Origin of the sequence: Polaromonas sp. 39-63-25 (assembly GCF_002278925.1) — a bacterium.
Taxonomy (GTDB): domain Bacteria; phylum Pseudomonadota; class Gammaproteobacteria; order Burkholderiales; family Burkholderiaceae_C; genus Polaromonas.
Genome location: NZ_NCJH01000007.1, coordinates 27440 through 45390, shown reverse-complemented (window position 1 = coordinate 45390; position 17951 = coordinate 27440). Strand labels below are relative to the sequence as shown.

The window sequence follows — 17951 nt, the reverse complement described above, 5'->3', positions numbered from 1 at the left end:
CGCGCGGCGCGCCCCCGGTGCGGCCGGCTTGCCACCCCAGATTCAATCGGAGATTCCCCAGATGGCTGTAGAACAACAGGCAATTTTGAACGCCCTGCAAGGCGTGCTTGACCCCAACACCGGCAAGGACTTTGTCAGCACCAAGGCGCTTAAAAACCTGCAGATCGCCGGTGGCGACGTGGCCTTTGATGTGGAACTCGGTTATCCGGCCAAAAGCCAGCTCGCCGGCATCCGCAAGCTGCTGATTGCCGCCGCCAAGGGTGTGGCGGGAGTCACCAACGTGTCGGTTAACGTCAGCTTCAAGATCGCCAGCCACAGCGTGCAGCGCGGCGTGCAACTGCTGCCCAATGTCAAAAACATCGTGGCCGTGGCCTCCGGCAAGGGCGGCGTGGGCAAAAGCACCACCGCCGTCAACCTCGCGCTGGCCCTGGCCGCAGAAGGCGCACAAGTCGGCCTGCTCGATGCCGACATCTACGGTCCCAGCCAGCCCATGATGATGGGCATCGAGGGCCGGCCCGAAAGCGTGGACGGCAAGAACATGGAGCCGATGGAAAACTACGGCATCCAGGTCATGTCGATTGGTTTTCTGGTCGCGCAGGACGAAGCCATGATCTGGCGCGGCCCGATGGCGACGCAGGCGCTGGAGCAGCTGCTGCGCCAGACCAACTGGAAAGACCTGGACTACCTGATCGTCGACATGCCGCCCGGCACCGGCGACATCCAGCTCACCTTGTCCCAGCGCGTGCCCATGACCGGTGCGGTGATCGTCACCACGCCGCAGGACATCGCTTTGCTCGACGCCAAAAAAGGCATCAAGATGTTCGAGAAGGTCGGCGTGCCGATTCTGGGCATCGTCGAAAACATGGCGGTCCACGTGTGCAGCAAGTGCGGCCACACCGAGCACATCTTTGGCGAAGACGGTGGCAAGAAGATGGCGGCCGACTACGGCATGAGTTACCTTGGCGCGCTGCCGCTGGACATGCAGATCCGGCTGCAGGCCGACAATGGCCGGCCCACCGTGGTGGCCGACCCGGACGGCGAAGTCGCCGGCATCTACAAGGCCGTGGCGCGCCAGGTGGCCATCACGATTGCCGCCAAGGCCAAGGATTTTTCCGCCAAGTTCCCGACCATCACGATCTCGAAAAACACCTGATCTTCCCGGGCGTCGGGGGCCAACCATGAACATGCTCGCTTCGCTGCGTTATCTGGTGGCCCTCAGCGAGCACCGGCATTACGCGCGGGCCGCCCAGTCCTGCGGCATCACCCAGCCGGCGCTGTCGAACGCCCTGCGTGCGCTGGAAAAAGAGTTTGGCATCGCCATCGTCAAGCGCGGCCGCACCTACGCCGGCCTCACGCCGGAAGGCGAACGCGTACTGGCCACGGCGCAACGCATGCTGCACGAACACGAACTGCTGCAGCAAGAGCTGCGCAGCAGTGCCAGTCAGCCGCAGGGTGCGCTGCAGCTGGGCGTGGTACCGACGGCCGTGCCGGTGGCAACGCGTTTTGCGGCCCGGCTCCGGCAGCGTTACCCGGGCATCGCGCCCGTGGTGCGGTCGCTGAGCTCTCAGGAAATTGAACTCGGCCTGGAGAACCTGTCGCTGGACCTGGGCCTGGGATTTGTCGAACGCCTGAACCAGCGCGCCAGCCGTTTCGAGCTGTTGCCGCAGTACACCGAACACTACTTCCTGGTGCGCCGAGCGGCGACGCCCGGCCGGCCAGGCAGCGGGCTGCGTGTGGGCCCGGCCATGGGCTGGCGCGAAGCGGCGCAGTTGCCGCTGTGCCTGCTGACGCCCGAGATGCACAACCGCAGCATCGTGGACAGCGCTTTTGCCGGCCTGGGGCTGGCGGTCAGGCCGGTCATGGAAACCAACTCCATCCTGGCACTGGCCCTCAGCGTGGTCGCCGGCGAGGTCTGCAGCGTGTTGCCGGGTGCGCTGGTGGGCGCGGTCCGCAGTTATGCCGAACTCGAAGCCCTGCCGCTGGTCCAGCCCGAACTCACGACACCCGTCGGCTTTTTCACGCTGGCCAAGGCCAGCCCCTCGCGGGCGCTGCAGGCCGCGCTGGTGCTGGCCCAAGAGGGGGAGTGGCTGCGTCACGCGGCGCAGCACAGCGGGACGCTGCATTCAGATCCTGAATCAGCGCATACATGAATTCAATTTGACGCCGGCGGGCCCAGGAGCGACAGTGCGTCATGAACGTTTCCCCGGTCCTTCCTGTTCCTGTTCCCGCCGTGGCCCTGGCCACGCTGGACGACATGCGCGAGCGCATCCGCCGCAAAAGCAAACTCAAGGGCCGCCAGGCCGACGAGGTTTCTCTGGCCGAGGTTCGCGCGCTCATAGGCGGGCGGCCCGAAGGCGGCCACCGGCGTGACCTGCTGATCGAACACCTGCACCAACTCAACGACGCCTGGCGCTGCCTGCATGAGCGGCACCTGGTGGCGCTGGCCCGGGAGATGAACATTCCCATGGCCGAGGTGTACGAGGTGGCGAGCTTTTATCACCACTTCGAGATCGTCAAGGGTGACGGCCAGGCGCCCGGGCTCACGGTTCGCGTGTGCGATGGGCTGGCCTGCGAGCTGGCCGGTGCACAGGACCTGCTGGCGCGCCTGCCCGCGCTGCTGGGGCAGGAGGTGCGTGTGATTGCCGCGCCCTGCCTGGGCCGATGTGAACAGGCGCCGGCCGTGTTGGTGCACCAGCAGGCGCTTCCGCTGGCCACGGCCGAGGCTGTGGTCTTGATGGCAAATCAGCCCCCAGCCCAGAAGGGGAAAGCGCAAGAAGCTATTAATTTTGTAGCGTCCGAGCATGCTGAAAAAAGTGTCCCCGGCTCGGCCGACGAGGTGCTGCCGGCCTTCACGGACTACGCCACCTACCGCTCCCACGGGGGGTACGCGCTCGCGGCGGCGCTGGTCAACGGGGAAGAAGATGCCGGGGCGGTGCTGGCCGCCATGGAAAATTCCGGCTTGCGCGGCCTGGGTGGCGCGGGGTTCCCGGCGGGGCGCAAGTGGCGCATCGTGCAGGGCCAGCCCGGCCCGCGCATGATGGCGGTCAACATCGACGAGGGCGAGCCCGGCACGTTCAAGGACCGCACCTGGCTGGAGCGTGATCCGCACCGTTTTCTGGAAGGCGTGCTGATCGCGGCGCAGGTGGTGGGCATAGCGTCCTGCTACATCTATTTGCGCGACGAGTACCACGATTGCCGCACCATGCTGCAGGCCGAGCTGGCCAAACTGCTGGCCGATCCGCCGTGTCCGCTGCCCCTGATCGAGCTGCGGCGCGGTGCGGGCGCCTATATCTGCGGTGAAGAGTCGGCCATGATCGAAAGCATCGAAGGCAAACGCGGCGAGCCGCGCCTGCGCCCGCCCTACATCGCCGAGGTCGGGCTGTTCGGCCGGCCCACGCTGGAGCACAACTTCGAAACCCTGTACTGGGTGCGCGACATTGTGGAAAAAGGCCCGCAGTGGTTCAGCGGCTTCGGCCGCCGCGGCCGCAAGGGCCTGCGCTCTTTCAGTGTCAGCGGGCGCGTGAAGAACCCGGGCGTCAAGCTGGCGCCGGCGGGCATCACGGTGCAGGAACTGATCGACGAATACTGTGGCGGCATGGCCGACGGCCACCAGCTGTATGCCTATCTGCCAGGCGGCGCCTCGGGCGGCATCCTGCCGGCCAGTCTCAATGGGCTCCCACTGGACTTCGACACCTTGCAGCCTTACGGATGTTTCATCGGCTCCGCCGCGGTCATCGTGCTGGGGCACCACGACCGGGCGCGCGACGCCGCGCTCAATGTGATGCGTTTTTTCGCCGAGGAAAGCTGCGGCCAGTGCACGCCCTGCCGGGTCGGCACCGTCAAGGCCGCGGCCCTGATGCAGGCGCCGCGCTGGGACGCGCAGACCCTGGACGACCTGGCCCAGGTCATGGGTGATGCCTCGATCTGCGGGCTGGGCCAGGCCGCGCCCAACCCGATTCGCAGCATTCACAAGTATTTTGCGCACGAAGTCGGCGAAGCCCCCTGGCCGGGCGACCTACCGCGGCCGGGTGCCGCGGTCGGAACCGAGCGTGCCGCCGGCAGGGAGGCTTCATGAACGCGACCGCCCGCCTGGCCGAAGTTCCGGCGCAGCCCATCAGCTTCACGCTGGACGGAAAAACCGTGCAGGCGCAGCAGGGCGACACCATTTTTCAGGCCGCGCAGCGTCTCGGCGTGGACATTCCGCACCTTTGCTACCGCGAAGGTCATCGGGCCGACGGCAACTGCCGTGCCTGTGTGGTCGAGATCGAGGGCGAACGCACCCTGGCGCCCAGTTGCTGCCGCCAGGTCAGCGCCGGCATGCAGGTGCAGGCGGGCAGCGAGCGTGCACGCAAAAGCCAAAAGCTGGTGCTGGAGATGCTGCTCTCCGACATGCCCGACACCGGCTACAAATGGGATGAGACCGATGAATCGCTGCAACACGGCGAGCTGAGCGACTGGGCCGATCGCCTGGACGTGACGGTGCGCCCCGCACTCAAGGCGTTGCGCCGCGTCCAGCCCGCCGCCGATGTGTCGCACCCGGCCATGGCCGTGAACCTGGACGCCTGCATCCAGTGCAAGCGTTGCGTGACCGCCTGCCGTGAGGAGCAGGTAAATGACGTGATCGCTTATGCGCGGCGCGGCGCGCAGAGCGAAATCGCCTTTGACCTGGGCGACCCCATGGGCGACAGCAGCTGCGTGGCCTGCGGCGAATGTGTGCAGGCCTGCCCGACCGGCGCCCTGATGCCCAAGACCCTGGTGGGGTCCCAGGCCGTCGATAAAAAAGTTGATTCGGTCTGCCCCTTCTGCGGCGTCGGCTGCCTGGTGACCTACAAGGTGAAAGACAACAAAATTGTCAGCGTTGATGGTCGCGACGGTCCGGCCAACCAGTCGCGGCTGTGCGTCAAGGGGCGTTTTGGTTTCGACTATGCGCACAGCCCCCAGCGCCTGACCAAACCCCTGATCCGCAAAACCGGTGTCCCCAAGGACCCGGCCGCCCTGCAGCATCTGAACCGCCACACGGCGGACTGGTCGGAGGTGTTTCGCGAAGCGAGCTGGGAAGAGGCGCTGAGCCTGGCGGCCGGCGGGTTCAGGGGCCTGCGCGATGGTTATGGCAGCAAGTCGCTGGCCGGTTTTGGCTCTGCCAAGGGCAGCAACGAAGAGGCTTACCTGTTCCAGAAGCTGGTGCGCACCGGCTTTGGCTCCAACAACGTGGACCACTGCACGCGGCTGTGCCATGCCTCCAGCGTGGCGGCCCTGCTGGAGGGCGTGGGCTCGGCGGCGGTGAGCAACCAGGTCAACGACGTTGCGCATTCGGACCTGATTTTTGTGATCGGCTCCAACCCCTCGGCCAACCATCCCGTGGCCGCCACCTGGATGAAGAACGCCGCGCAGAAGGGCGCCAGAATCGTGCTGGCCGATCCGCGTGTCACCGATATCGGCAGGTACGCCTGGCGCACGCTGCAGTTCAAGGCCGACACCGATGTGGCCATGCTCAACGCACTGATCCACACGGTGATCGAGGAGGGCCTGGTGGACCAGGACTTCATCGACAGGCGCGCCAGCAATTACGAAGCGCTGCGGGAAAACGTCAAGGGCTACAGCCCTGAGGCCATGGCGCCGGTTTGCGGAATTCCCGCCGCGACCCTGCGCGAGGTCGCCCGGGCATTTGCCGGGGCGAAAGCGGCGATGATTCTGTGGGGCATGGGCATCAGCCAGCATGTCCACGGCACTGACAACGCGCGTTGCCTGATCGCCCTGGCCACCGTGACCGGGCAGATCGGCAAGCCCGGCTCCGGCCTGCACCCGTTGCGCGGCCAGAACAACGTGCAGGGCGCCAGTGACGCCGGCCTGATCCCCATGATGTTTCCCAACTACCAGCGTGTGGACAACGCGGCCGCGCACCAATGGTTCGAGAATTTCTGGAACACGAAACTCGACGAGAAACCCGGTTACACCGTGGTTGAAATCATGCACAAGGCGCTGGCGCCCGAGAGTGACCCGCACAAGGTGCGCGGCATGTACATCATGGGCGAAAACCCGGCCATGAGCGACCCCGACCTGAACCACGCGCGCCATGCGCTGGCCAGCCTGCAGCATCTGGTGGTGCAGGACATTTTCATGACCGAGACCGCCTGGCTGGCCGATGTGGTGTTACCGGCCACTGCCTGGCCTGAAAAGACCGGCACCGTCACCAACACCGACCGCATGGTGCAGATGGGCAGGCAGGCGGTCGAGGCGCCCGGTGATGCAAGGCCCGATCTGTGGATCATCCGGCAACTCGCCAGCCGCATGGGGCTGAACTGGAATTACGCAGGTGCGCACGATGGCGTGGCCGCAGTCTACGAGGAGATGCGTCAGGCCATGCATGCCGCGATCGCGGGCATCAGCTGGGAGCGGCTGCAGCGCGAGTCCAGCGTGACCTATCCCTGCCTGAGCGAAGACGACCCCGGTGCGCCCACCGTGTTCATCGACCACTTTGCCACCGACGACGGACGTGTGCATCTGGTCCCGGCCGACATCATTCCTGCCAACGAACGGCCCGACGCCGACTACCCGTTCGTGCTCATCACGGGGCGTCAGCTCGAGCACTGGCACACCGGCAGCATGACGCGGCGAACTGCCGTGCTCGATGCCATCGAACCCCTAGCCACGGCCTCGCTGTGCGGTGCCGACCTGCTGGCGCTGGGGCTGGCACCGGGCGATGTGATAACCGTGCAATCGCGGCGCGGGGCGGTCGCCCTTCATGTGCGGCGCGACGACGGCATGCCGCAGGGCGCGGTGTTCATTCCGTTTGCCTATCACGAAGCCGCGGCCAACCTGATGACCAATGCTGCGCTGGACCCGTACGGAAAAATTCCGGAGTTCAAGTACTGCGCCGTGGCGATTCACCGCGGTGGCCAGCCCGCAGGAGCGGCGGGTTACGGGCCCGGTGCTGCCGGACGCCTTTAACCTTCAAGACCGTGGGTGGCAAAAGAGTTGTGCCGAAAATGCGCATGAAGACAGCCGTACACTGCGGGCATGTCTGAATTTGTCCTGCAGCTTCCCGGTGCCGATACGGTCATTCGCCGTCCCTGTGTGGCGGTGGCCGTGGTCATGCGCCGTGAGCGCATCGACAACCGCTGGCAGCCCTGGCGCTGGTCGCTGGCCGACATCGTGCCGCACGAGGAAAGTTTTGGCACGCAGCCGCGCCTGCTGCTCAAGGACGAGCAGGAAGAGCGCTGGCTGCATCCCGGGTTCAAGGTGGAGCTGTTCACCGACGACGCCGAAGGTTATTACCTCAACGTCAGCACGCCCCAACCCTGCTTCTGGGTGGTCTGGCGCATGGAGGAAGAGGCGGCGCTGGCCGACGAGCCGGTGGCCGTGCCGCAGACCGTGACCCTGAGTTACCACGACGCCGGTCGCTGGCTGGACGCGCAGGAGACCGTGGAGCAGGTGGCGGCGCCGCGCGATGTGGTCGAGTGGATGCAGGCTTTTGTCGATGCCCACTACGTGCTGGAGGCCAAGCGTCGCCAGCGCCCGCAAAGCTTCAAGCCGCTGCAGGACCGGTTTGGCAACCCCGCGCGCGTGAGCACCGACAAGAAGTTTGGCGGGGGCGGCCATGGCTGACGAAACCCCTGGATTCCTGGGCCGGTGGGCGCGGCGCAAGACGGACGCGCTACAGGGCAAACGGCTGGACGAACCGGCGCCTGCCGCCACCGCGCCTGTGGTTCCAGATGTCGCCCGGACGGCAGCGCCACCCCCACCCCCTGCAGCACCCGTGTCGGCCCCGGACGATGCCGTCGCGCCACCCGAAAAAAAGCTGCTGACGCTGGAGGACGCGCAGTTGCTGACCAGGGATTCCGACTTCAAGCCCTTCATGGCCGGTGATGTCGGGCCCGAGGTGCGCAATGCCGCGATGAAGAAGCTGTTCGCCGACCCGCACTTCAATGTGATGGACGGCCTGGACATCTACATCGACGACTATTCCAGGTCCGATCCCATTCCCGAGTCCATGCTCCGGCAGATGACGAGTGCCAAGTTTCTCAATCTGTTTGAGGATGAAGAAAAGGAAGGGAAAGAGGGCGTTAAGACGGCACCGGCCACGGCACCACGGGAAACTGCGAATAACCCCACGGATGAAACCGTGGCACAGTCCCACGAAGGCCCGGACCTATCCGATCCGGCCATTTCCCCAGAACATTCCAGCCAACCCGAGCCGCAGCCTGGCTCTGGCGCCAGCCAAGAAAACCATGCCCACACTGATTTGCGACTGCAACCAGACCATGCCGCTCCAGCCCCAGACGCTGGGCGCGGCACTTGATGAAAAACTGACCCTGCATTCGGCGCTGTGCCGCCGCGAAGCGGGCGCCTTCCAGAAGGCGGTCCAGTCCGGCGAAGACGTGGTGGTGGCCTGCACCCAGGAGACCCGGCTTTTTGCGGAACTGGCGCAGCAGACCGAGGGCGCCACGTCGGTCATCAAGTTCGTCAACATCCGCGAGACCGGCGGCTGGAGCCGGGACGCCTCCCAGGCCAGCCCCAAAATTGCGGCCCTGCTTGCGGTCGCCCACCTGCCGGATGCCGAACCCGTGGCGACTGTGACCTATAAAAGTGCGGGTCGCGTGCTCATCATCGGTGAGCTCGACGCGGCCGAACGCGCCGCCGGCCTGCTGTCGGACGCGCTGGACGTCACGCTGTTCAGTCTGGGGACGGGCCGCGACGGCGGTCTGCAGGAGCGGCGCTACCCGGTGCTGGCCGGGAAGATCCAGCGCCTGACCGGCTGGCTGGGAGCTTTCGAACTCCATTGGCAGCGCAACAACGCGATTGACCTCGACCTGTGCACGCGCTGCAACGCCTGTCTGGCGGCTTGCCCCGAAGGCGCCATTGGTTTCGACTACCAGATCGACAACGCCCTGTGCAAGTCGCACCGGGCCTGCGTCAAGGCTTGCGGTGTGGCCGGGGCGATTGATTTCGGCCGCGCACCCGAGGCCTTGAGTGAAAAATTCGATCTGGTGCTGGATCTGCGTGCGACCCCGGCCTTTACCCAACATGCCTTGCCCCAAGGTTATTTCCGCTGGGATGGCCAGGACAGCCGCACCCTGTTGCAGCTGCGTTCGCTCGTCGGCGAGTTCGAAAAGCCCAAGTTCTTCAACTACAAGCAAAAGCTCTGCGCCCACAGCCGCAATGAAAAAACCGGCTGCACGGCCTGTATCGATGTCTGCTCGGCCTCGGCGATAAGCAGTGAGCGTGACCGGCAGCAAATCGTTGTGAATCCCAATCTGTGTGTGGGTTGCGGTGCCTGCACCACGGTCTGTCCGAGCGGTGCCCTGACGTTTGCCTACCCGCGTCCCGGGGAGCAGGGCGCGAAGATCAAGACCCTGCTGGGCACTTATGCGCGTACCGGCGGCAAGCAGGCGGCCCTGCTGCTGCACAGCCAGGAAGCGGGCATGCGGTTATTGGGCGATCTGGGCCGCCTGGCGCGGCTCGATCCGGCCACGCATGGCGTGCCGGCACGCGTTTTGCCGCTGGCCTTGTGGCACACCGTGTCGGTGGGCCTGGAGTTGTGGCTCTCGGCCATCGCCCACGGCGCTTCCCAGGTGTGGGTCCTGATGACGGCCGAGGAAGCGCCGCAGTACCGTGAGGCCGTGCGCGAGCAGATGGACGTGGCGCAGGCCATCCTGGGCGGCCTCGGTTACCAGGGGGAACACTTCCGCATCCTCGAAGCCAGGGATGCACGCGACCTGGCAGCACTCGATGCCGAGCTGCAGGCGGCACCAGCGCAGGGCGTGGCCCAGGCGGCCGGCTTTGCCGTGCAGGCCGACAAACGTGCCACGCTGGAGCTGGCGCTGGATCACCTGATGACGCAGCAGGCCACTGCCAGGCCCGAGGCGATTGCATTGCCGGCCGCCGGCTCGCCGCTGGGCACGCTGTCCATCAACAAGGATGCCTGCACCTTGTGCCTGAGTTGCGTCAGCGCCTGCCCGGCCAGCGCGCTGCAGGACAACCCGGAGCGGCCCCAGCTCAAATTCATCGAGAAAAACTGCGTGCAGTGCGGCCTGTGCGCGACGACCTGTCCGGAAAACGCCATCACCCTGCAGCCGCGCCTGCTGCTCACGCCGCAGCGCAAGGAGGCGCGTGTGCTCAACGAGAGCCAGCCCTACCAGTGCATACGCTGCAGCAAACCGTTCGGCACCCTCAAGGCGATCGAGTCCATGCTGGGCAAGCTGGCCGGCCATGCAATGTTCCAGGGGGCGGCTGCCGAACGCCTGAAAATGTGCAGCGACTGCCGCGTGATTGACATCTACTCTGCCGACAACGAAATCAAGATCACGGACATTCGCTAAATCCATCCCATGACCCTGCCCGCCCAACTCGTACCGTCCACGCTGGACGAAGAAACCGCCCGCGCCGAAATTTATGGACTGCTGGCCGCGCTGTATTACGCACCTCCCCCGGCTGCCCTGCTCGACAACCTTCGGGTGGCCGTGACCGAAGCGCCTGCGGCCGGCGCCTTGCTGGAAGCCTCGTGGGCTGAACTGGTCGGCGCCGCCCGCAGCTTGCCGGACGGGGAGATTGCCCGGGAATACGAGGCGTTGTTTGGCGGCGTCGGCAAGCCCGAGGTCTATCTGTTCGGCTCCCATTATCTCAGCGGCTTTCTCAACGAGAAGCCGCTGGCGGCGCTGCGCACCGATCTGGAGGCGCTGGGCCTGGCGCGCGACGAAGCCATGCCCGAAACCGAAGACCATATCGCCTACCTGTGCGAGGTCATGCGTTACCTGATTGCGGGGGACGATGTGGCGGTCGCCAACCTGACGCGCCAGCGCGAGTTTTTCGCACGTCATCTGCAGCCCTGGGCGGCGACCCTGTGCGATGCGGTCAGTGCCCATCCGAAGGCGGATTTCTACCGCAGCCTGGCCGGATTCACGCAGACCTTTCTCAGCGTTGAAACCCAGGGCTTTGACATGCTGGCCTGAGGAGGCCGGGTCAATGTCAGGCACTTCCCGCGCAGCAGATTTTCTCAAAATGCGACATTTTCCTTTGACTAGAAGCATCGGGGTAAAAACCAAGATACCCTATCGTTTTCCCCTAAGTGTTGCTTTTGGCTTGGCCTGACCGTTGTCGCACGCACAGGTCTGACGTAAAGTAGGCAGGTCAGTAAGTATGCAAACCAGTTCATAACAGCAAGCTTCCTTGGAGACCACTATGCAGGACAGCCAGCCAAAACCCTCGCGCCGGGGCTTCTTTTTCGGCGCTGCCGCCACCGGTGCAGTTGCCGCCGTGGCGGTCGCCCTGCCCGGAGTGCAAGCGCCCGAGGCCGCCCTCCAGGAACCCAAGCCTGCGCCGGAAAAAGGCGGCGGCTACAGCCTGTCGGATCACGTCAAGCGCTACTACCAGACCGCGCGTATCTAGTTTTCCCCGTTTCCCCTCTTACGGAGAGCTCCATGCTGCTCACGAAAAAAATTCACGGTGTTCACGGCGATACGGCGCAGCGCGCCGGATCTGCACGTTTTGTACAAAGCCTGTCGCGCGGACTGTCGAATGCGCTGCCCACCATGGACCGCCGCGGTTTCCTGCGCCGCTCGGGCCTGGGGGTCGGCGTCGGTCTGGCTGCCACCCAGCTGACGCTGGTCAAGAAAGCCAGGGCTGCCACGCCCGGCGCGGGGGACGGTAGCGGAAAAATCGAGGTCAAGCGCACGGTCTGCACCCATTGCTCGGTGGGTTGTGCCGTCGATGCGGTCGTCGAAAACGGCGTCTGGGTCCGTCAGGAACCGGTGTTCGACTCCCCGATCAACCTCGGCGCGCACTGCGCCAAGGGGGCTGCGCTGCGCGAACACGGCCACGGCGAATACCGCCTGCGCTACCCGATGAAACTCGTCAACGGCAAGTACGAACGCATCGGCTGGGACACGGCACTCAATGAAATCAGCGCACGCATGATGGAGTTGCGCAAGGCCAGTGGCCCTGATTCCGTGTACTGGGTCGGATCGTCCAAGCACAACAACGAGCAGGCCTACCTGATGCGCAAGTTCGTGAGCTTCTGGGGAAGCAACAACTGCGACCACCAGGCGCGCATCTGCCATTCCACCACGGTGGCTGGCGTTGCCAACACATGGGGCTACGGCGCCATGACCAATTCGTACAACGACATGCAAAACAGCAAGTGCGCGTTGTACATCGGCTCCAACGCCGCCGAAGCCCACCCGGTCAGCCTGCTGCACATGCTGCACTCCAAGGAAACCGGCTGCAAGATGATCGTCGTGGACCCGCGTTTCACGCGCACCGCAGCCAAGGCCGACGAGTACATCCGCATCCGTTCCGGCTCCGATATCCCGTTCCTGTTCGGCATGCTGTATCACATCTTCAAGAATGGCTGGGAGGACACCAAGTACATCAACGACCGTGTCTACGGCATGGACAAGGTCAAGGAAGACGTGCTCGCGAAGTGGACGCCGGACAAGGTCGAGGAAGCCTGCGGCGTGCCCGAGGCGCGCGTGTACATGGCCGCCGAGATGATGGCCAAAAACCGGCCGTCCACCATCGTCTGGTGCATGGGCCAGACCCAGCACACCATCGGCAACGCCATGGTCCGCGCCTCCTGCATCCTGCAGCTGGCCCTTGGTAACGTCGGTGTCTCCGGTGGCGGCACCAATATTTTCCGCGGCCATGACAACGTGCAGGGTGCGACCGATGTCGGCCCCAACCCGGATTCGCTGCCGGGTTATTACGGCCTGCTCGAAGGTTCGTGGAAACATTTCGCCAAGACCTGGGGCGTGGACTTCGACTGGATCAAGGGGCGTTATGCCTCGCCCGCCATGATGGGCAAACCCGGCATCACGGTGTCGCGCTGGATCGACGGCGTGATGGAGAAAAACGAATTCATCGACCAGGACTCCAACCTTCGCGGTGTGGTGTTCTGGGGCCATGCGCCCAACTCCCAGACCCGTGGCCTGGAGATGAAACGCGCCATGGACAAGCTGGACCTGCTGGTGGTGATTGATCCCTATCCGTCGGCCACAGCCGCCATGGCGGCCATGCCAGGCAAGGCCGAAGACCTCAACCCCAACCGCGCCGTTTACCTGCTGCCGGCCGCGACGCAGTTCGAGACCAGCGGTTCCGTGACGGCTTCCAACCGCTCACTGCAGTGGCGTGAAAAAGTCATCGAGCCGCTGTGGGAAAGCCGCAGCGACCACATGATCATGCACCAACTGGCCGAGAAACTGGGCTTTGCCAAGGAGTTGTCGAAGAACTACAAGATGCAGAAGGTCAAGGGCATGGACGAGCCCGTGCCGGAAGACATCCTGCGCGAGATCAACAAATGCGTCTGGACCATTGGCTACACCGGGCAAAGCCCGGAGCGCCTGAAGGCCCACATGCGCAACATGCACATGTTCGACGTCAAGACGCTGAAGTCCAAAGGCGGCAAGGACAAGGAAACGGGCTACGACACGACGGGTGACTATTTCGGTCTGCCATGGCCCTGCTACGGCACGCCGGAAATGAAACACCCCGGTTCCCCCAACCTCTACGACACCTCCAAACACGTGATGGACGGCGGCGGCAACTTTCGCGCCAATTTCGGCGTCGAGCGCGAAGGGAAAAACCTGCTGGCCGAAGACGGTTCGCACTCCAAGGGCGCCGACATCCAGACCGGCTACCCGGAACTCGACCATCTGCTGCTCAAGAAGCTCGGCTGGTGGGATGAACTGACCGAGCCGGAGAAGGCCGCCGCTGAGGGCAAGAACTGGAAGACTGACTCCTCAGGCGGACTGATCCGGGTGTTCATGCAGGGCCACGGCTGCCATCCCTTCGGCAACGCCAAGGCACGGGCGGTGGTCTGGAACTTCCCGGACGCCATTCCGCAGCACCGCGAACCGCTGTACGGCATCCGGCCGGATCTGGTGGCCAAGTACCCGACGCATGATGACAAGAAGGCCTTCTGGCGCCTGCCGACACTGTACAAAACCATCCAGCAGAAAAACATCGCTGACAAGGTGCATGAAAAATTCCCGCTGATCATGACCTCGGGCCGTCTGGTCGAGTACGAAGGGGGGGGCGAGGAAACCCGCTCCAACCCCTGGCTGGCCGAGCTGCAGCAGGAGATGTTCATCGAGATCAATCCCAAGGTGGCTGCCGAGAAGGGTATTCGCAATGGCGAACGCGCCTGGGTCAGCACGCCGACGGGTGCGCGCCTGAATGTCCAGGCGCTGGTGACGGAGCGTGTGGGACCCGACACCGTATTCCTGCCTTTCCACTTTTCGGGACGCTGGCAGGGTGCCGACATGCTGGCCTACTACCCCAAGGGCGCCGCCCCTGTGGTGCGCGGCGAAGCGGTCAACACGGCGACCACCTACGGTTACGACAGCGTGACGATGATGCAGGAAACCAAGACGACGGTCTGCAACGTCGAGAAGGCATAAGGAAATACCATGGCACGCATGAAATTTGTCTGTGACGCGGAGCGCTGCATCGAGTGCAACGGTTGCGTTACTGCCTGCAAGAACGAAAACGAAGTCCCATGGGGCGTCAACCGCCGTCGTGTGGTGACGCTCAACGACGGTGTACCCGGCGAGAAGTCCATCTCCGTGGCCTGCATGCATTGCAGCGACGCGCCCTGCATGGCTGTGTGCCCCGTCAACTGTTTCTACCGTACCGATGAGGGTGTGGTGCTGCATGACAAGGACGTCTGCATCGGCTGTGGCTACTGCTCCTATGCCTGTCCGTTCGGCGCGCCCCAGTTCCCGTCCCAGGGTACGTTCGGCGTGCGCGGCAAGATGGACAAGTGCACCTTCTGTGCTGGTGGCCCTGAGGCCAACGGCAGCCAGGCCGAATTCGAAAAATACGGCCGCAACCGGCTGGCGGAAGGCAAGCTGCCAGCCTGTGCCGAGCAGTGCTCGACCAAGGCGCTGCTGGCCGGCGATGGCGATGTGGTTGCCGACATCTTCCGCACCCGTGTGGTGCAGCGCGGCAAGGGCGCTGAAGTGTGGGGCTGGGGAACGGCCTACGGTTCAAAACAGGCTGGCCAGCCTCCCGTGCAAGGAGCCAAATCATGATGCGTCTCGCACTGCTTACGGCTGCTGTCATGGCACTTGCCGCTTGCGGCGACAAACCCCAGTCCGCTGGCGGCGTCAAGAGCGACACGGCCGCGTTTCAGGGGACCGGCAACGCCTTCAATGCCCCGGGCTGGAAAGCCGGCGACAAGACCGCCTGGGAGCAGCAGCTCAAGACCCGCGCGCAGGCCGGTCAGAACGAATACAACCGCGTGAAATAACAGGGAGTTCACATGCAACGCCCATCGCGATTCCTGGCAGCACTCCTCTTTGCAGCGTTTGGCTTCTCGGCCACGGTGTCGGCGCAACCTGCGGCCACCCCGGCCGCAGCAGTTGCGGCACCCGCACCCGCAGGCGGTATTCAGAGCGCCAACATCTTCGAGGTCAAACCCGAGGCGAGCGCTGATCCCAAATACGCCGAGCAGACCAATGGCGAGCGCGCCAGGGTCCAGCCCGGCAACAATGCGCCGATGTGGCGGCAGGTCGGCTCCGGCGTCACCGGCTACAGTAGCCTGCCCAAAAGCGAGGCGCCCGAGGCCGGCAACCTGATCCAGCCTTTTGTGCAATACCCGGGCTCGCGCTTGACCAATGCCGGTGAGGCCTGGCGCCAGGTGCGCAACAACTGGCTGATTCCCTACGGTGGCGCGCTGCTGCTGATCGTGGTGGGTGCGATCGCGTTGTTTTACTTCGGCAAGGGCAGGATCAATCTGCACGGTTCCGAAACGGGCCGCAAGATCGAGCGTTTCACGCCGTTTGAGCGTTCCGCACACTGGGCCAACGCCATTGCTTTCTGTATTCTTGCCATCTCCGGCGTCGTCATGGCCTTCGGCAAGTTCTTCCTGCTACCCATCATGGGCAGCACCCTGTTCGGCTGGCTGACCTATCTGCTCAAGAACATGCACAATTTTGCCGGCCCGCTGTTTGCCGTGTCGCTGGTGATTGTGTTTTTCACCTTTGTCCGCGACAACCTGCCACGGCGTGGTGACATGGGCTGGCTTCTCAAGGGCGGTGGTCTTCTGGCCGCCAAGGAAGTGCCGTCACACCGCTTCAATGCGGGCGAAAAACTGGTGTTCTGGGGCGGCGTGTTTTTCCTCGGCATCATCGTGGTGGCCTCGGGACTGGTGCTCGACAAACTGATCCCCGGGCTGATCTATGTTCGCGACACCATGCAGGTGGCGCACATGGTGCATGCCGTGGCGACGGTGCTGATGATGGCGATGTTCATCGGCCATATCTACATCGGCACCATCGGCATGCAGGGTGCCTACGACGGCATGAAAACCGGCTATGTGGACGAGACCTGGGCCAGGGAGCACCACGAATACTGGTATGACGACGTGAAGGCAGGCAAGATTCCGGCACAGCGCAGCGAGCCTGCGCCGCCTGGCCAGACCGTCCAGGCCTAGATCAGATTCGAACAGCGAGGATTCCATGAAAAAAATTCTTATTGCCGCCTTGTTTGCCGGCGTGTCCACCATGGTGCTGGCCAAGCTCCCCCCGGTCAGCGATGAGGCCAAGGCCAAAGCCGCCGAGGCCGCCGCGAAGGCGGCCTGGGCCGGCAAGGTCGATGGCTACCTGTTGTGCAAATCCATGGACAAGGTCGCGGCCAGTTATTACAAGACGGCCAAGGCGGCCGGCAAGGAAACCAAGCCGCCGGTGGCCACGCCTGCGTGCGCAGACCCTGGCGCCTTCAGCTACAAGCCGCCTGAGGCAGCCAAGCCCCTTGAGGCGGCAGGTGCGCACTCTCCGGCAGCTACAGCAACCAGCCCGCCCAGCAGCAAGACACCTGCGGCAGCCATTGCTCCTGAGAAAAAATCCTGACCATCGCCCATCCATTGCAAAAAGGCCGGCCCCGCAAGGTGTCGGCCTTTTTGTTGTAGTCTCCAACCATGCCTCTGCCATACCTGACCCAGGCCCGGGCGCCGCTCACCTGCGACATCGACGTTGTCAACGAATACGGTGATCCGCTCCAGATTGCCATTCCCGCCGAACGCCCCCTCACGGTGTATGTCGACAAGCGCGAGCTGGTGACCTTGATGACACTCGGTGCCCACCCCGAACTGCTGGTGCTGGGTTACCTGCGCAACCAGCGGCTGGTCAGGGACGCCGCAGACATTGAATCCATCACGGTGGACTGGGATGTGGGGGCCGCGGCGGTCAAGACGCGCCACGGCATCGCGGATATCGAGGAAAAAACCGCGCGCAAGGTGGTGACCACCGGCTGCGGGCAGGGCAGTGTGTTCGGCGGCCTGATGGACGAGGTGGACCAGATAGCGCTGCCGGCCGATGCCTGCATCACCCAAGCCCAGCTCTACGGCCTGGTCAACACCATCCGCCTCAAGGAGACCACCTACAAGTCGGCCGGATCCGTGCACGCCTGCGCGCTGTTTTCCCTGGCAGCCGCGGAGCCGGAGATGCTGCTGTTTGTCGAGGACGTGGGACGGCACAACGCCATCGACACCATTGCGGGCTGGATGGCGATCAATTTGTTGGCCCCCACGCTCCCCACTGCGCGTACCTTCGGCGGTGCGCTGCCCCTTGCACGGGAAAAAGGGGCGCTGCGCCTGCGGCCCGGCGAAGCCGGTTCCGCGGCCCTGGCTGGTGAAGAGGGCACCAGTCTGGTGTTTTACACCACCGGGCGGCTCACCAGCGAAATGGTCATCAAGTCGGCGCAAATGGGCGTGCCGATCGTGGTCTCGCGCAGCGGCATCACGCAGATGGGCCACCAGGTGGCGCAGGCCGTCGGGCTGTGTGCCATAGGTCGCGCGACCAATCGGCGTTTTGTCTGTTACGCCCAGCCGCAGCGGCTCAAGCTGCAGCCGGACCTCGCCGGCCCCAGGCTCCGGGCGCCAGAGACGGCTTGATGGCCTGACGGCGGTGCGGCATTCCCACAGAGGGGGCGACCCGCTGAATTGCCCGGGCTGTTCA

15 protein-coding genes are annotated in these 17951 nt (G+C 64.4%); all 15 read left to right on the top strand.

Features of this window, described 5'->3' with window-relative positions; all coding sequences use genetic code 11:
• Nucleotides 1-61 precede the first annotated feature (61 nt).
• The 15 genes from apbC to B7X65_RS09850 all read left to right on the top strand — a co-directional run bounded on the left by apbC (nt 62) and on the right by B7X65_RS09850 (nt 17887).
• Nucleotides 62-1153 carry an iron-sulfur cluster carrier protein ApbC gene (gene apbC / locus B7X65_RS09920; RefSeq protein ID WP_293594147.1) on the top strand — a complete coding sequence of 364 codons (1092 nt, stop codon included), beginning with the start codon at nt 62-64 and terminating at the stop codon, nt 1151-1153.
• 25 nt (nt 1154-1178) lie between these two features.
• Nucleotides 1179-2150 carry a LysR family transcriptional regulator gene (locus B7X65_RS09915; protein ID WP_293594146.1) on the top strand — a complete coding sequence of 324 codons (972 nt, stop codon included), beginning with the start codon at nt 1179-1181 and terminating at the stop codon, nt 2148-2150.
• A 41-nt stretch (nt 2151-2191) separates the two neighbouring features.
• Entirely contained in the window at nt 2192-4075 is a 1884-nt protein-coding gene (locus B7X65_RS09910; RefSeq protein WP_293594145.1) for an NADH-ubiquinone oxidoreductase-F iron-sulfur binding region domain-containing protein, read from the top strand.
• Nucleotides 4072-6948 (top strand): formate dehydrogenase subunit alpha, encoded by a 2877-nt coding sequence (gene fdhF, locus B7X65_RS09905; protein ID WP_293594144.1) that lies wholly within the window; start codon nt 4072-4074, stop codon nt 6946-6948. The genes B7X65_RS09910 and fdhF overlap by 4 nt, the downstream gene beginning before the upstream one ends.
• Before the next feature lie 69 nt (nt 6949-7017).
• Complete coding sequence (locus B7X65_RS09900; protein WP_293594143.1) at nt 7018-7605, top strand: DUF3305 domain-containing protein; 588 nt, start codon at nt 7018-7020, stop codon at nt 7603-7605.
• Complete coding sequence (locus tag B7X65_RS09895) at nt 7598-8299, top strand: DUF3306 domain-containing protein (RefSeq protein ID WP_293594142.1); 702 nt, start codon at nt 7598-7600, stop codon at nt 8297-8299. The genes B7X65_RS09900 and B7X65_RS09895 overlap by 8 nt, the downstream gene beginning before the upstream one ends.
• Entirely contained in the window at nt 8229-10319 is a 2091-nt protein-coding gene (locus tag B7X65_RS09890) for a 4Fe-4S binding protein (protein ID WP_293594141.1), read from the top strand. Before B7X65_RS09895 ends, B7X65_RS09890 begins: the two co-directional genes overlap by 71 nt.
• A gap of 9 nt (nt 10320-10328) precedes the next feature.
• Nucleotides 10329-10949 carry a molecular chaperone TorD family protein gene (locus B7X65_RS09885; RefSeq protein ID WP_293594140.1) on the top strand — a complete coding sequence of 207 codons (621 nt, stop codon included), beginning with the start codon at nt 10329-10331 and terminating at the stop codon, nt 10947-10949.
• A 229-nt stretch (nt 10950-11178) separates the two neighbouring features.
• Nucleotides 11179-11385: a formate dehydrogenase gene (locus B7X65_RS09880; RefSeq protein ID WP_293594139.1), complete on the top strand. Its 207-nt coding sequence runs from the start codon at nt 11179-11181 to the stop codon at nt 11383-11385.
• Between the two features lie 32 nt (nt 11386-11417).
• Nucleotides 11418-14393 carry a formate dehydrogenase subunit alpha gene (locus tag B7X65_RS09875; RefSeq protein ID WP_293594138.1) on the top strand — a complete coding sequence of 992 codons (2976 nt, stop codon included), beginning with the start codon at nt 11418-11420 and terminating at the stop codon, nt 14391-14393.
• A gap of 9 nt (nt 14394-14402) precedes the next feature.
• Nucleotides 14403-15026, top strand: a complete 624-nt coding sequence (gene fdh3B / locus B7X65_RS09870) for a formate dehydrogenase FDH3 subunit beta (protein WP_096669558.1) — start codon at nt 14403-14405, stop codon at nt 15024-15026.
• Nucleotides 15023-15244 (top strand): hypothetical protein, encoded by a 222-nt coding sequence (locus B7X65_RS09865; protein ID WP_293594137.1) that lies wholly within the window; start codon nt 15023-15025, stop codon nt 15242-15244. Before fdh3B ends, B7X65_RS09865 begins: the two co-directional genes overlap by 4 nt.
• Before the next feature lie 12 nt (nt 15245-15256).
• Complete coding sequence (locus tag B7X65_RS09860; protein WP_293594136.1) at nt 15257-16429, top strand: formate dehydrogenase subunit gamma; 1173 nt, start codon at nt 15257-15259, stop codon at nt 16427-16429.
• 25 nt (nt 16430-16454) lie between these two features.
• The gene (locus B7X65_RS09855) at nt 16455-16844 is read left to right on the top strand and encodes a hypothetical protein (RefSeq protein ID WP_293594135.1); all 390 of its coding nucleotides are present in this window, start codon (nt 16455-16457) and stop codon (nt 16842-16844) included.
• Nucleotides 16845-16912: 68 nt separating this feature from the next.
• Nucleotides 16913-17887: a formate dehydrogenase accessory sulfurtransferase FdhD gene (locus B7X65_RS09850; RefSeq protein ID WP_293594134.1), complete on the top strand. Its 975-nt coding sequence runs from the start codon at nt 16913-16915 to the stop codon at nt 17885-17887.
• Nucleotides 17888-17951 lie beyond the last annotated feature (64 nt).